The sequence below is a fragment of the Thermanaerothrix sp. genome (genome assembly GCF_056331585.1).
This window is the reverse complement of record NZ_JBWGPQ010000050.1, coordinates 1-14,164: the sequence shown is the minus strand read 5'-3', so window position 1 is coordinate 14,164 and position 14,164 is coordinate 1. Positions and strand designations below refer to the sequence as shown.

The following is a 14,164-nucleotide window of genomic DNA, read 5'->3' as shown; positions in this document are numbered from 1 at the left end:
ACGGCTTGCGGTGGACAACCCACGGCTGCACCTACCCAGCCCGCAGGTGGACAACCCGCCACCCAACCCCCTAGCGGTGGGGAACAACCCACCAAAAAGTTCACTATCGGCGTTTCTAACCCCTTCGTGGGCAGCGAATGGCGTTCTCAGATGATCAAAGACCTTCAGGAGGTCAACGCCGAATACATGGCTCAGGGCATCACTAACGAACTCATCATCGAGTCCTACGACACCGATGTCCAGGGCCAGATCCAGCAAATCCGCAACCTCATGAACAAAGGCGTTGACGCCATCATCGTCAACCCCTCCGATGCCGCCGGCCTCAACGCCGTCCTCCAGGAAGCCATTGATGCCGGCATCCTCGTCGTCTCCGTAGACCAGGAGGTCTCCGCTAAGGGCGCCATCAACGTCGCCATTGATCAGGCCGAATGGGCTCGCATCAGTGCCCGCTGGCTGGTCGAGAAACTCGGCGGCAAGGGCAATGTCGTCATGATCAACGGTATCACCGGTCACCCCGCTAACGAGGCCCGCGTCAAGGCCGCTACCGAGGTCTTCCAACAGGCCGGCATCAACATCCTCAACAGCGTCGAGGGCAAGTGGGATCAGGCCACCGGCCAGCAGAAGATGGCCGACATGCTCGCCGCTTACCCCAACATTGACGGCGTCTGGGCCCAGGACGGCGTCGCCCTGGGTGCCCTGCGTGCCGTCCAGGCCGCTAACCCCGCCAAATGGCCGGTCATGGTCGGCGAAGCCCGCGCCGGTTACCTCCAGGCTTGGAAGGAAGTCCTCCAGACCAAACCCGATTTCGAGTCCATCGGCGTTATCAACCCGCCCGGCCAGTGCGCTACCGGCCTCCGCGTCGCCGTCAAATTGCTCCAGGGGAAGAAACTGCGCTCCGACATTCTGAAGGGTGCTGCCGGGAATACTATCTATGTCCCGATCCCTGGGATCGTGACCAAGCGCAACTTTGATACCATCTACGAGACCGTTAAAGACAAGAGCGATTGGTACACCCTGGATTCGATCCTAAGCGATGCCGAAGTGGATGCTTTCTTTGAGGGTGCCCCGGCTCCGAAGAAGTTTACTATCGGCATCTCTAACCCCTTCGTGGGCAGCGAATGGCGTTCTCAGATGATCAAGGACTTCCAGGAGGTCAACGCCGAATACATGGCTCAGGGCATCACTAACGAACTCATCATCGAGTCCTACGACACCGATGTCCAGGGCCAGATCCAGCAAATCCGCAACCTCATGAACAAAGGCGTTGACGCCATCATCGTCAACCCCTCCGATGCCGCCGGCCTCAACGCCGTCCTCCAGGAAGCCATTGATGCCGGCATCCTCGTCGTCTCCGTAGACCAGGAGGTCTCCGCTAAGGGCGCCATCAACGTCGCCATTGATCAGGCCGAATGGGCTCGCATCAGTGCCCGCTGGCTGGTCGAGAAACTCGGCGGCAAGGGCAATGTCGTCATGATCAACGGTATCACCGGTCACCCCGCTAACGAGGCCCGCGTCAAGGCCGCTACCGAGGTCTTCCAACAGGCCGGCATCAACATCCTCAACAGCGTCGAGGGCAAGTGGGATCAGGCCACCGGCCAGCAGAAGATGGCCGACATGCTCGCCGCTTACCCCAACATTGACGGCGTCTGGGCCCAGGACGGCGTCGCCCTGGGTGCCCTGCGTGCCGTCCAGGCCGCTAACCCCGCCAAATGGCCGGTCATGGTCGGCGAAGCCCGCGCCGGTTACCTCCAGGCTTGGAAGGAAGTCCTCCAGACCAAACCCGATTTCGAGTCCATCGGCGTTATCAACCCGCCCGGCCAGTGCGCTACCGGCCTCCGCGTCGCCGTCAAATTGCTCCAGGGGAAACAACTTAAAGACGGCATCCTCAAAGGCGCCGCGGGCAATACGCTCTACGTGCCGATTCCAGGGGTTGTGACCAAGGATAACTTTGAAACCTATTACGAAATGGTCAAAGATAAGACCGACTGGTACACTCTGGATTCGGTGATGAATGATCTTGAAGTCAGCGCGTTCTTCAAATAAGCCCTATGAATAAAGTGTCGCTTTCCGCTCAACATTTGGTCAAACACTATGGAGGCGTTGTTGCCCTCGCCGACGGCAATCTTGAAGTAAACCCTGGCGAGGTGATGACCCTGGTGGGGGCCAATGGGAGTGGGAAGAGCACCCTGGGAAAGATCGTTACTGGAGTAGTCGCCCCTGATGGGGGGCGGCTACTCCTCAACGATCGTGAGGTGGTCTTCCGCACCCCCCACGCCGCGCGCGAATTGGGCATTGTGGCTGTGTATCAAGAACTCTCGCTGGTTCCGCGCATGACGATTGCCGAAAACATCTGGCTAGGGCATGAATGGGAACGAACCGGCGGCGTCTTGCGCGATGCTGAAATGCGCCAGCGTACACGAGAACTCCTGGCGCTCTTCGAGGGCACGACCCATAACCACCTGGATCCTGATATGCCAATTTCTGCCCTCTCTCCAGGAGAAAAACAAATTGTCGAAATTTTGAAAGCCCTCTCCTGGCAACCCTCAGTGCTGTTTCTAGACGAAGCGACCGCCTCACTCGATTCGCGACAGGTTAATCGCCTGTTTGATCTCATCCAGGATTGGAAACGCCAGGGTATGGCGATTGTCTTTATCTCCCATCGTTTGGATGAGATTTACCGCATTGCGGATCGAGTTACTGTTCTCCGCAACGGACGCACGGTTGCTGCTGCACCAATTTCCGACCTCAGTAAACAAGAGTTGATCAATCTGATGATTGAAGGGGGGGTAGCCACTCGCACAAACGGCAAACGCTCCGAATCATACGCAGCAGGAGAGGAAGTCTTACGCGTCGAGTCCCTCTCCACCACAACCTTACGTGCGATCAACCTGGTGCTTCGGCGCGGCGAACTGGTGGGTTTGGGAGGATTGCAAGGCCAGGGACAAACGGAGCTTTTACTCGCCCTCTTTGGTGCCATACCTTATACAGGACAAATCTATCTCTATGGTCGTCCGGCGACCCTGCGCCGTCCCCAAGATGCCATGCGTCACCAAATTGCCTATGTTCCTGGGGAACGCAACACTGCCGGCTTACTCCCCATTCAGTCTATACTGGACAACTTGCTTTTGCCTTCCTGGAAATACTATGGATTCCCTCTCCGCATTCGGCAAGCCCAAGCCGATGCCATGGCCGTTGCCGGTGGAGGATTAAAGTTAGTCATGGCCGGTTTAGATCAACCGGTCAACACACTCAGTGGCGGTAACGCCCAAAAAGTGGTACTTGGAAAGTGGCTCCTACGCCGTCCTCGGATTCTCCTACTTGATGACCCCACAAAGGGGGTTGACGTTGGCACGAAGGGCGAATTTTATAAGATTCTCTCCGACTTGCGCGCTGAAGGAACGGCGATCCTCTTTTACAGCACCGATGATGAAGAGTTATTGGGGTTGTGTGATCGAGTGTTAGTCTTGCATGACGGCAAGATCACTGCCGAGTTGTCAGGTGAACGACTGGTGCATTCAGAACTTGTGGCTGCCGCTATGGGCAGCAGCACCTAGGAGTTGGTCATGAAAGCAGCATTGAATTTTGGATTGCTTCGTCGCTTAGGGCGCCAGTATTTCCTTTTTTCGCTCCTCTTGCTAATCGTGGGCGTTGTGATTAACGCCAGTTTACAGGCGAACTTTTTCAAACCGATTGCCCTGGTAGGGCTATTGCGGACCTATCTTCCCCTGGTTTTGCTGGCAGCAGGGCAAACTATCGTTATCATTGGTGGAGGGATTGATCTCTCGGTGGGTTCGGTCGTCTCCATGGTTAACGTGATCTTAGTTACCCGCATGGGGGCAGAAGCCACCCAATCCCAGGTCCTGATGGCTGTGTCCCTGGGTTTACTGGCTGGCATTCTAGCGGGAGCACTGAATGGTGCCTGCATCGCCTTTTTACGCTTTCAACCCTTGGTGACCACCTTCGCTACGTCCTCGATATTTGCCGGCATCGCCGTGTGGATCCTACCGCGACCTGGTGGCAGCGTACCCGAATCTTTTATGCAACCTTACCGCAGTGCGCCCTTAGGGATCACCTTTCCCCTCTGGGTCATCCTAGGTGTGGCTTTAATTTGGTGGTATCTTCGTTCGACCCGCTTCGGGCGTTACCTATATGCCACCGGAGGTGACGCTTATGCAGCTTACATGAGCGCCGTCCCTGTTGAATGGATCCGCTTCTTTTCCTATGTTGCCTCCGGACTGATGGCAGCCCTCAGCGGGTTGTTGCTCACTATGTCCATTGGCACCGGTTCCGCCCTCATTGGGTTAGATATGACAATGCCTTCCATTGTGTCGGTTGTCTTGGGTGGCACAGCCCTCAGCGGCGGAGGTGGGGGTGTTATCGGCACCATCCTCGGCGTGTTCATCTTAGCCATCATTCGTAACATCATTTCGTTTGCCAACGTGCCTTCCTGGTGGCAAACGCTGGTAAATGGTCTGGCTGTGATGCTCATCTTAGCTGGACCGGGTATCTGGGCGCTTATCCGTGGGAGGCGTGACTCATGAAACGACGCATCAGTCCTACCCTCATCGCGCTTGCCCTTGCTATCGCGCTATTTTTCTTGGGTGGTCTGATTCAACCTGGTTTTACCTCGTTTGAATTGGCCATGAACATCCTTCGCCTGGCCGCTTTCCTGGGTATTGTCGCCGCAGGTCAAACCTTGGTCATCATCAGTGGCGGCGAAGGGATTGATCTTTCAGTAGGTGCCATGGTCACCCTTGGTGCCATCATCTCCTATGGGCTGATCAGCAAACGTGACGACCGCATCTGGATCGGCTTTTTGGCTTCACTGGGCGCAGGGGTGATCATTGGTACACTAAACGGCATTGGGGTGGCTTATTTACGCATTCCGCCCCTGGTTATGACTTTGGGTATGGCCACGGTGATCCAGGGGTTAATCTTTGCTGTAACCCAAGGCAGTCTAGAGGGCGGTTCCGCACCCCTGCTATCTAAGATCACGACTGAACCCCTCCTTTTTGGTATTCCTGGCATTCTCTATATCTGGGCTGCATTTTCCGGCTTAATGTGGTTGCTGTTACAGCGCACTCGATATGGCAAGAACCTCTTTGCCATCGGCACCAACCGCGTTACGGCACGCCTTTCGGGGGTGAACGTCAAAGCCACGGTTGTTACCACCTACATGCTTTGTAGTACTCTAGCCTCGTTTGGCGGTTTTATATTCCTAGGCTACTACGAGCGGGTTTTTCTCAACCTGGGCAACCCCTATACCCTTCCCTCAATTGCAGCGGTCGTCATGGGCGGGACTGTCCTTTCTGGTGGCGTGGGAAGTTACTGGGGGACTATGGCGGGCTCCATTGTCTTAACCTTGATTACCAGCTTACTCACTACCTTACGAATGGAAGAACATCTCCGCCAAATCGTCTACGGGCTGATCTTGCTTGTCCTGCTAGCCGCCTATGGTCGCCAGCGCGCACTGCGACAATAAATCCTGGAGAGGTCTTTATGGCTTACCCTAAATTAAACAGTCAGACGATAACCTACGAGCAACTCGCAAAAACCATTGATCATTCGCTATTACGGCCGGAACTTACCCGCACCGAGGTGATTCAAGGCTGTGAACTAGCCGCACGTTATCATGTCGCTTCAGTTTGTGTGAAGCCTTGCCATGTCCGGCTAGCCAGTGAGATTCTGAAGGGCAGTGACGTTGTTGTAGGCACAGTCGTAGGATTTCCCCATGGTTCCTCAACTACTGCGATCAAAGTCGCCGAAGCCCTCCAAGCACTTGAAGATGGGGCCGTAGAATTGGACATGGTTATCAATATCGGGGAGTTGCGTTCTGGTAACGACGACTTCGTGCGTGAGGATATACGCGCTGTTGTTGCTGCAGCCAAAGGTAATATCGTTAAAGTGATCCTTGAAAATGCATATCTAACCAAGGAACAAATTGTGCGCGGTTGCCAGTTGGTTGAGCAAGCCGGCGCACATTTTGTAAAAACCTCCACCGGTTTTGCGCCCAGCGGTGCCTCAGTGGAGGATGTGCGTCTGATGCGCGCCTCGGTTAGCCCGCGCGTTCAGGTGAAAGCCGCCGGTGGTATCCGAACCCTAGAAGCTATCCTCGAAATTATTGATGCCGGCGCGACCCGCGTTGGGGCAACTGCCACCGCCGCCATATTGGACGCTTTTCGTGCGCGCTCAATTACAAGTCAGTAGGGGCGAATCTTTCACTCGGAGGGAACAAACATGAGCAAGATGGCACAAATCAAGGTTGGGATTGCCGGTGCTGGTTTTATCGGCCCCGCCCATATAGAAGCACTACGGCGCATCAATATTCCAGTTTTAGGATTGGTTACCAGCTCTCGCGAAGAAAGCCAGCAAAAAGCCGCTGCGTTAGGAATACCTAAAGCCTACGATTCCTTTGAAGACATGATCGCCGATCCTGAAATCACGGCTGTTCACTTGGCTACCCCTAACTACCTGCATTATCCTCAAGCCAAAGCCGCTCTTTTAGCCGGCAAACACGTCATTTGTGACAAACCCCTGGCGATGAATAGCCGCGAGTCGGCTGAACTGGTTCAACTTGCCCGCGATAAGGGTCTGGTCAACGCCATCTGCTTTAATCTGCGCTTCTATCCTCTTATGCATCATGCACGGTCGGTTATTCAGCAAGGGGCATTGGGTGATCTTTTCATCTTGCAAGGTTCCTATCTCCAAGACTGGTTGCTCTATCCTACCGATTGGAATTGGCGTCTTGAACCAGAATTAGGTGGGACATTACGGGCAGTGGCCGACATTGGCTCGCATTGGTTGGATCTCATGACATTCTTAACTGGCCTTAAAGTTAAGGCCGTGTTTGCGGATTTCAAAACTTTTATACCAGTGCGTAAGAAACCCTCCAAACCCGTCGAGACATACACGGGAAAACTTCTGACCCCTGAAGATTATATTGACCAACCCATTTACACGGAAGATTATGCCTCGATCCTTCTTCACTATGAAAATGATGTGCGTGGGGTTGTGACAGTCGCCCAGGTATGTGCTGGTCGAAAGAACCGCCTCTATTTTGAGATTGACGGCTCCAAGGCAGCCATGGCATTTGACTCAGAGCGTCCCAATGAACTCTGGTTAGGATATCGCGACAAACCCAATGAGTTATTGCTGAAAGATCCTTCACTGCTCACCCCTGAAGCCCGTGCCATCACATCTTACCCGGGTGGGCATAACGAGGGTTTTCCGGACATCTTCAAGCAACTTTTCAAGAAAATCTACGCTTATATTGAGCATGGAGATTATACAGCCCCTACCGACTTTCCCACGTTCCTGGACGGGCATCACGAAATGTTGATCGCCGAAGCGATTGAACGCAGTGCCAAAGAAGGCCGTTGGGTTGAGGTGCAATACGATCTCTAATTTGAACAGGAGGTTACCATGAAACTCGGATTGTTCAGCGCCGCTTTCCCGCAGTGGAGTTTAGAGCAATTCCTGGCCTGGTCGGCAGAAAACGGTTTTGAAATGGTGGAAATCGCCTGCTGGCCGCCCGGCAAAGCCGAACGTCGTTATGCAGGGGTAACTCATATTGATGTAACCAACCTGACCCCTGCCGGGGCTAAAGAAATTCAAGCCATGCTTAAAAACTACGGATTGCAGATCTCCTCTCTGGGATATTATCCTAATCCGCTTCATCCGGATCCAGATCATCGCCAAACGGTGATCGAGCATCTTAAGAAAGTGATCCTTGCCGCGGAAATGCTTGAAGTCCCCATTGTGGGCACCTTCATTGGCAAGGACAAAAACAAGACCGTCCCCCAGAATTTAGAAGAATATGCCAAAGTGTGGCCGCCGATTGTCAAATTTGCCCGAGAACATGGGATCAAGATCGCTATTGAGAACTGCCCGATGATCTTCACGTATGATGAGTGGCCGGGTGGAAACAATCTCGCCAGCACTCCCGCAATTTGGCGCAAGATGTGGGAGATCATCCCAGATGAAAACTTCGGCTTGAATCTCGATCCCTCCCACCTCATCTTACAAATGATTGACTATATACGGGTAGTCCATGAGTTCAAAGATCGCATTTTCCATGTCCACGCCAAAGATCTGATGATTGACCGTGAAGGTCTCTATAATCATGGCGTACTCTCACAGGGCATGGGCTGGCAAGTTCCGCGTCTGCCCGGTTTTGGCGAGGTGGACTGGGGCAAATTTATCGGTGCGCTCTACCGCGTCGGCTATGACTACGTGCTGAGCATTGAACACGAAGACCGCGCCTTTGAGGGCACTGAGGATCTGGTAAAACGCGGCTTTCTGATTGCCCGCGATGTGCTCCGGCCTTACGTTCATTAACGAAATCTCGGGAGGGGTTTAAAATAAAATAACCCCTCCCTAAAATTCTCTCCTCCAACCCAGGTGACTATGAAGGAATGGTACATCGGATGTGATCTAGGTGGCACTAATTTACGTACAGCACTGGTTAATGTCACCAATGGTTCGGTTCGTCATGCCATCTCAACTCCCACCCTCTCCCGCGAGGGGCCCAACGCCGTCATTCAACGCATGATAGACCTGTTTCATCGCGTCATTAAAGAAAGCGGTATTTCCCTAGATGAAATCGGTGGAATTGGCATCGGAGTGCCGGGCACGGTGGATATGGAACGCGGGATCGTCCTATTCCTGCCCAACCTTCCCACAACCTGGCCCAATATTCCGCTTGCCGAATATATTCAAGAGGGAACGACGCTCCCTACGGTCGTTCTTAACGATGTGCGTGCCATCACCTTCGGAGAATGGCATTTTGGAGCTGGTCAGGGCGTGGATACCATGGCCTGCTTTGCCATTGGCACCGGGATCGGTGGCGGCCTGGTCATTAATCGTCAACTGCATCTCGGCTTCGGAGGGACTGCTGGAGAATTGGGACACATCACGGTGGACGTCAACGGCCCTCGCTGCGGATGCGGTAACTATGGCTGTGTGGAGGTGTTTGCCTCAGGTCCAGCCATTGCCGCTATGGGCATAAAGGCAGTGGTACAGGGATGGACCACGCAAATCGGCTCCCTGGTGGATTATGATCTGAATCGCATTACTCCTGAGATCATCGCTCGCGCTGCCCGCAACGGCGATGCCGTCGCTCGCGAGATCTTCGAAATTGCCGGCGGGTATATCGGCACCGCTGTGGCTAATGTAGTGGTCGCCATCAACCCTCAACGGGTCGTCATCGCTGGTGGCGTTGCCCAAGCCGGCGATTTGCTTCTTGATCCCATTCGGCGCACGTTACACAAACGAGTCTTTGTTGCCCCCAAGGAACGCGTCGAAATCGTCCCCAGCGTTCTTGGTAACAACGCCGGGGTCATTGGGGCAGCCCTGTGGGCTCATCATAATCACGAAAATTAATGAATCACCCGCACATGTCGATTGGTTGGAGATTAATTCAAAGAACTTTGTCCGAACATTCGGATTTCAAGACAAAAAAACAACTTATAATAATCCTGCACTAATCCCACCCCGAGATGAAGGTGATGTCCTCTTCAAAAACGTTCAATCTAGCGCCTGATATCCATCCCACTGACCCTCATAACCCCCTACCCTTGTATTATCAAGTTTATGCTGACCTCAAGCGGCTGATCCGCAGTGGCATCTTACGGCCAGGCGACTTAATTCCTCCGGAATTAACCCTGTGTGACCTCTATCATGTAGGGCGTCAGACGGTACGCAGTGCTATCCTCCGTCTTGTAGATGAAGGTTGGCTGGAGCGTCATCGTGGCATAGGAACCTATGTTCTGGCACCCCAAAACAGCGCTCAGCGCTTCTTCCTGGATCGTTCCTTCTCTCAGCAGGTGGAAGAGATGGGTAAACACCCTCACTCCATTGTACTGAAACAAACGCTGGGAGTGATCGATCCAACCGCCCCTGAACCCCTGCAACCCTTACAAGGGGCGCCATGTTTGTACCTGAACCGATTGCGCCTGGGGGACTCTGAGCCTTTGGGCATTCAATATGCCACCATCATAACCGCACACTGCCCTGGGCTTGAGACCTTTGATTTCAATACCAATTCGCTCTATGCAATTCTTTCTCGAGAATACCACTTGATTATCGCTCGCATTACCCACACATTCAGTGCTGCTTCAGCCTCTCCGCACCAAGCCGAACTACTACAAACCATGCCTGGAGCACCTCTGCTATTGGTCAAAACCACGGCCTTTCTCGAAAATGGCGAACCCATTGAACACACCCTGAGTTATTACCGTGCGGATCTTTTTGAGTTCACAGTCGTCCATACGCTCTGAACTCACAGCATTTTTCCGGGGAGGTATCTAAAATGAGCCCCAGCTTTGCTGCGGTTGATTATATCGAAAAAGCTGCTGCCATTCTAACCCGCATCCGCCAAACGCAATTGGATGTTATCGAAAAAGCAGCCAATTTATGCGCGGATACCATTGCCAATGGGGGATTGGTGCATCTTTTCGGCACCGGTCATTCCCGAATGATGGTGGAGGAAATGTTTCCCCGCCATGGTAGTTTCCCGGGTTTTCACCCTATTGTAGAACTTTCATTGACCTACCACAATCCTGTTGTTGGCGCTAATGGGCAGCGGCAGGCCATGTTTTTAGAACATGTGGAAGGCCTGGGACGAGTTATTATGCGTAATTTTGTTTTTGCCCCACCCGATGTCTTCATGATCTTTTCTAACAGCGGAGTCAATGAGGTGGTGGTGGAAGTGGGGTTGGAAGCCAAACGTCAAGGCATGCCTTTAATTGCCGTGGTATCGGTTGAGCATTGCCAAGCCGTGCGCGCGCTACATTCTTCGGGGCAAAAATTGATTGATATCGCCGATATTGTTATTGATAATTGCACCCCTGCTGGAGATGCCATGGTTTGGATCGAGGGACTAGAGGATCCAGTCGGTCCCGGTTCAACAATTGGGGGAGCAGCCGTTGTTAACGCCCTTAAGTGCGCCATCGCCGAACGCCTAACCCAATTGGGTAAGCCGCCCTTGGTGCTAACCAGTAGTTACTTCCTGGGTGAAGAACGCTCACACCAACGGTTCGAAGATTGTTATGATGATTACCGTGCTCGCGTGCAGCGCGTATACGGGCGCTGTGGAGGTGACAAGTGAGTGGAAATTGGCTAGAGGGAAAAGTAGCCATCATCACCGGCGCCGCCAGTGGCATTGGACGAGCGACATCCTTGATTTTTGCTCACCATGGAGCTCAGGTCGTTGGCCTGGACATTAATCCCGAAGCCGAAATGCAATGGCTGTGTGACATTCAGGCTGCTGGCAGTCAGGGTATGTTTATCCCCACCGATATGACTTCCTCCCCGTCGCTGGAACGTGCGCTTCAGATGATCCGAGATCACTACGACCACCTTGACATCTGGGTAAACGTAGCAGGAGGAAGTGGACGCAAGCATGGGGATGGCCCAATTGCCGAATGTACGGATGAGGGCTGGGATTTCACCCTGGATCTTAATCTTCGCAGCACATTTCTGGGCTCACGCGCCGCCATCCGCTGGATGCTACCTCGCAAGCAGGGAGTATTGATTAACATTGCTTCTGTTCTGGGTTTGGTGGGTGGCGATGAGGACTTTGCCACTCATGCCTATGCAGCTAGTAAAGGGGGCGTTATCGCCCTGACTCGCGCCATTGCAGCGTATTACGCACCACATCATATTCGCGCCAATGTCATCTGCCCAGGTCTAATTGCCACCCCAATGAGCCGTCGCGCTCAGGACGATCCCAGAATCCGTGAACGGCTTGCCACTCTCCAACCCCTGACAGGGGATTTTGGGCGTCCCGAGGATGTGGCATATGCCGCGCTCTTCCTTGCTTCGGATAAGGCAGCATTTATTACTGGAGCCGTTCTGACTGTTGATGGTGGCTGGACTGTATTGTGATGACAAGGAGAGATTACCATGGATATATTGAGACGCCCACCCCATGAAGAGCTAAAGACAGATGTGCTTGTCATTGGCGGTGGTTCAGCCGGGGTGACTGCAGCCATCGCCGCGGCCCGGGAGGGCGTAAACACCTTGCTTGTCGAGCGCTATGGTTTTTTGGGTGGCACCAGCACTCAGGTATTGGACACATTTTATGGCTTCTTCACTCCCGGGAGTCACCCCCGTAAAGTCATCGGCGGAATCCCGGACGAGGTCATCACTAACCTTGAGAGATATAATGCCATGCTTATTCGTCCTAATACCTACGGGGCAGGTAATGGCATCACCTATAATCCCGATATTTTGAAAATTGTTTGGGAAAGTTTAGCCATGGAAGCCGGGGTACAAATTCTTTTCCATGCCCTGGCGGTAGATGTTGAAACAGATCAGGGACGCATAACCTCTGTTTTCCTTGCCACCAAGAGTGGGTTTCTCTGTGTTCGGCCCCGGGTTGTCATTGATGCCTCTGGTGATGCCGATATCGCCGCGCTGGCTGGGGTGCCCTATGAAAGCGCCGCCAATGGCCCTGTCCAAGCATTGACCACCACATTTCGTTTACTCAATGTAGATACTCAGCGTGCCTTGCAAATTAGCAAAAAAGAATTGCATGAACGCATGGCTCAAGCTATCGCTGAAGGCAGCTACAACTTACCTCGCAAGGAAGGTAGTATCCATGTTACACCCTTACCGGGCACCATGGCCACAAATATGACTCGTGTGGTGAATATTGATCCCACCGACATCGAACAACTGAGTTGGGCAGAAATTGAAGGTCGCCGTCAGGCGCTGGAATATTTCCGTTTTCTAAAAGAGCGCATCCCGGGTTATGAGAATGCGCATCTGGCTGGCTTAAGCGTGCAAATCGGTGTACGTGAGAGTCGGCGGATTTATGGTCATTATCGCCTCACGCGCGAGGACGTCCTTGCTGCGCGTAAATTCGATGATGCCATTGCCCAATGCGGCGCACCCATCGAAGAACATCACTCAGGAGCCGACACTCGCTGGGAGTATCTTCCTGAAGGTGAAACCTATCATATTCCATATCGCTGTTTGATCCCCCTTCAGTGTGATGGTTTATTGGTTGCCGGTCGCTGTCTCTCCGCGGATCACGACGCCCATGCCTCCGTGCGTAGTATGGGGCAGTGTATGGCTATGGGGCAGGCAGCTGGCATAGCCGCCGCCTGGGCAATTCATCATCACACCACCCCGAATGAGGTTTCCATACCCTCACTTCAAAATCGCCTACGCCAAATCGGCGCCATTCTAGATTAATCAGGATGCTTGATGATGAACCACCGTGAACGTGTCTTAGCTGCTTTACACCATACCGAGCCCGACCGCGTGCCCATGGCATTGTGGGGCAGTGCCTACGGGGTCACTGATGGCTTGTATTTTAAACTCGTTGAATATCTCAACCTCAATCACCCCCTTCCTCCTTTCCGCTGCAGACTTGGGCATACTGTAAATTACTATGATGATCGCATCCTTGAAGCCCTAGATATAGATGTGCGTCACGTGTGGTGTGGGTTTACCGATCTTGGTGGGCCGCAACAGGGTGGAGGTGCAGATGCCTGGGGGGTTACATATACCCAAAGTGGGCCTTATCTCACCGCCACTACCCACCCGCTAGCCAATGCCACATTGGAAGCCTTGGAGAATTATCCCTGGCCAAAGGTGGATCGCTTCCTCCGTCTTGAAGAACTGATAGAACGGGCACAACACCTGAGCGAACGCACGGATTACGCTGTTGTAGGGCGTGCTCCCGACTCTTATGGACTTTTCGAACGCTGTTGTACTCTGCGCGGAACCGAGCAGTTTCTGGTTGATCTGGTCGAAAACCCCACCTTTGCCGAGACCTTGATCTATCATGTTGCCCAAGTTTTAGAACAACTTCTCATCCGTTATCTAGAGGCCGCCGGAAAATGGCTGGACATTCTAGAACTACCCGGAGATGACTACGCGGGAGAAACGCCTATTATCTCCCCACGCATGTTTAACCGCTTCTTTGCCCCAGCCTGGAAACATCTCATTGGTGTCATCCGCGACCTGTCCCCGCATATCAAAATTCTCTTCCACTCCGACGGCAATATGACTCCTTTTCTGGGACGGTTAGCCGACCTGGGCATAGATGCCTTCCATAGTGTTGAACCCTTACCCAACGTAGATTGGGCCGCGCTTAAGGCGCAATATGGGGATAGGTTGACTTTTTGGGGCGGTATTGATATTAAGAATGCCT

At 53.3% G+C, this 14,164-nt stretch carries 13 protein-coding genes; all 13 read left to right on the top strand.

The window, feature by feature from the left end; all coding sequences use genetic code 11:
• Window positions 1–105 precede the first annotated feature (105 nt).
• Complete coding sequence (locus AC01YT_RS12730; RefSeq protein WP_476675985.1) at window positions 106–2,043, top strand: substrate-binding domain-containing protein; 1,938 nt, start codon at window positions 106–108, stop codon at window positions 2,041–2,043.
• Between the two features lie 5 nt (window positions 2,044–2,048).
• On the top strand, window positions 2,049–3,554 hold the full coding sequence (locus AC01YT_RS12725) for a sugar ABC transporter ATP-binding protein (protein ID WP_424911352.1): 1,506 nt from the start codon (window positions 2,049–2,051) through the stop codon (window positions 3,552–3,554).
• Window positions 3,555–3,563: 9 nt separating this feature from the next.
• Window positions 3,564–4,541: an ABC transporter permease gene (locus tag AC01YT_RS12720; protein WP_424911353.1), complete on the top strand. Its 978-nt coding sequence runs from the start codon at window positions 3,564–3,566 to the stop codon at window positions 4,539–4,541.
• Entirely contained in the window at window positions 4,538–5,482 is a 945-nt protein-coding gene (locus tag AC01YT_RS12715; RefSeq protein ID WP_424911354.1) for an ABC transporter permease, read from the top strand. The genes AC01YT_RS12720 and AC01YT_RS12715 overlap by 4 nt, the downstream gene beginning before the upstream one ends.
• Window positions 5,483–5,499: 17 nt before the next feature.
• Complete coding sequence (deoC, locus tag AC01YT_RS12710; protein ID WP_424911355.1) at window positions 5,500–6,207, top strand: deoxyribose-phosphate aldolase; 708 nt, start codon at window positions 5,500–5,502, stop codon at window positions 6,205–6,207.
• Window positions 6,208–6,246: 39 nt separating this feature from the next.
• Window positions 6,247–7,404, top strand: coding sequence for a Gfo/Idh/MocA family protein (locus tag AC01YT_RS12705; RefSeq protein ID WP_476675983.1), 1,158 nt, complete (start codon window positions 6,247–6,249; stop codon window positions 7,402–7,404).
• 18 nt (window positions 7,405–7,422) lie between these two features.
• Window positions 7,423–8,337, top strand: coding sequence for a sugar phosphate isomerase/epimerase family protein (locus AC01YT_RS12700; RefSeq protein WP_424911356.1), 915 nt, complete (start codon window positions 7,423–7,425; stop codon window positions 8,335–8,337).
• A 69-nt stretch (window positions 8,338–8,406) separates the two neighbouring features.
• Window positions 8,407–9,381 carry an ROK family protein gene (locus AC01YT_RS12695; RefSeq protein WP_476675979.1) on the top strand — a complete coding sequence of 325 codons (975 nt, stop codon included), beginning with the start codon at window positions 8,407–8,409 and terminating at the stop codon, window positions 9,379–9,381.
• A gap of 125 nt (window positions 9,382–9,506) precedes the next feature.
• Window positions 9,507–10,277: a GntR family transcriptional regulator gene (locus tag AC01YT_RS12690; RefSeq protein ID WP_476675977.1), complete on the top strand. Its 771-nt coding sequence runs from the start codon at window positions 9,507–9,509 to the stop codon at window positions 10,275–10,277.
• A gap of 32 nt (window positions 10,278–10,309) precedes the next feature.
• Window positions 10,310–11,107 carry a sugar isomerase domain-containing protein gene (locus tag AC01YT_RS12685; RefSeq protein ID WP_476675975.1) on the top strand — a complete coding sequence of 266 codons (798 nt, stop codon included), beginning with the start codon at window positions 10,310–10,312 and terminating at the stop codon, window positions 11,105–11,107.
• The gene (locus AC01YT_RS12680; RefSeq protein ID WP_476675973.1) at window positions 11,104–11,886 is read left to right on the top strand and encodes an SDR family NAD(P)-dependent oxidoreductase; all 783 of its coding nucleotides are present in this window, start codon (window positions 11,104–11,106) and stop codon (window positions 11,884–11,886) included. Before AC01YT_RS12685 ends, AC01YT_RS12680 begins: the two co-directional genes overlap by 4 nt.
• A gap of 18 nt (window positions 11,887–11,904) precedes the next feature.
• Complete coding sequence (locus AC01YT_RS12675; protein ID WP_476675971.1) at window positions 11,905–13,200, top strand: FAD-dependent oxidoreductase; 1,296 nt, start codon at window positions 11,905–11,907, stop codon at window positions 13,198–13,200.
• Window positions 13,201–13,212: 12 nt separating this feature from the next.
• The coding region (locus AC01YT_RS12670; protein ID WP_476675969.1) for a uroporphyrinogen decarboxylase family protein at window positions 13,213–14,164 on the top strand (952 nt) is incomplete at its 3' end.